Source organism: Vibrio hibernica (assembly GCF_015223435.1).
In the GTDB taxonomy this organism is placed as follows: Bacteria; Pseudomonadota; Gammaproteobacteria; order Enterobacterales; family Vibrionaceae; genus Vibrio; species Vibrio hibernica.
Genome location: NZ_VHKO01000132.1, coordinates 1 through 1,101, shown reverse-complemented (window position 1 = coordinate 1,101; position 1,101 = coordinate 1). Strand labels below are relative to the sequence as shown.

At 41.9% G+C, this 1,101-nt stretch carries 1 protein-coding gene; it reads left to right on the top strand.

All coding sequences use genetic code 11. The features are described from left to right. The first annotated feature begins 60 nt into the window (after positions 1-60). On the top strand, positions 61-1,092 hold the full coding sequence (locus FH976_RS15805; RefSeq protein ID WP_029189476.1) for an IS630 family transposase: 1,032 nt from the start codon (positions 61-63) through the stop codon (positions 1,090-1,092). Positions 1,093-1,101: the final 9 nt, after the last annotated feature.

Here is a 1,101-nt window from a genome sequence, read left to right as displayed (position 1 = left end):
TATACCCGTGATCATTGAAGGTGCTTGATTTTAGCCAAAATGAGGATCATGCTAGGTGATATGAAAATAACTCTATCCAATGAACAAAAGCTTACGTTGATTAACCAACACGATACGACTCGTGATGGACGAGTTCGCGATCGTATCAAAGCCGTTATTCATGCTAGTAATGGGTGGAGTCCTGAAGAAATTGCCGATGCACTGCTTATCCATGAAACAACGGTTAGACAGCACCTCAAAGATTACTCACTGTCGAACAAGCTCAAGCCTGAAAATGGTGGCTCAAAAAGCTATCTATCTCAACAGCAAACCCAAAGCTTGATCACACATTTAACCGTGCATACCTATCATCATACGCGTGAGATTGTTGCTCATGTTTTCAGTGTTTATCGAGTGCAATATAGTGTTGCAGGGATGAACAAGTGGCTTCACCACAATGGTTTCAGCTACAAGATGCCCAAAGGCGTACCTCATAAATTCGATGAAACCAAACAGCAAGCTTTTATTGAGGCTTATGAAGCGCTTAAAGCAAGCTGTAGCAACGATGAATCGATTTTATTCATTGATGCCGTTCACCCAACTCAAGCGACCAAAATATCGCATGGTTGGATACGAACGGGGCATGATAAAGCCGTTGAAACAACGGGAAGTCGAAGTCGCCTCAATCTCATTGGTGCTTTGAATCTTAACGACATTGGCGACACTATTATTAATGATTACGAGACCATAAACAGTGAAAGTATCGTTCACTTCTTCTGCCAAATTAGAGAGCGTTATCCATTAGAACACAAGCTCCACATCATCTTAGATGGTGCGGGGTACCATCGTAGTGATTTAGTCAGAAATTCTGCTTTTGTCTTGAATATTGAGCTTCACTACCTTCCGCCTTATAGCCCGAATCTAAATCCAATCGAGCGGCTTTGGAAGGTGATGAATGAATATTCAAGGAACAACGTTTATTTCAAAACGAAACGGGAATTCAGAGAAGCCATCGAGAATTTTTGCACTGTGACCCTGCCTGAGATCGCAGACTCTTTGACGTCTCGAATAAATGATAATTTTCAGGTGCTCAAGCCTGCATCTTCAAGTTGATTGGGTATA

Coding starts and splice junctions, on each gene's coding strand:
- FH976_RS15805 (WP_029189476.1), top strand. CDS start 61: ATGAAAATAACTCTATCCAATGAACAAAAGCTTACGTTGATTAACCAA.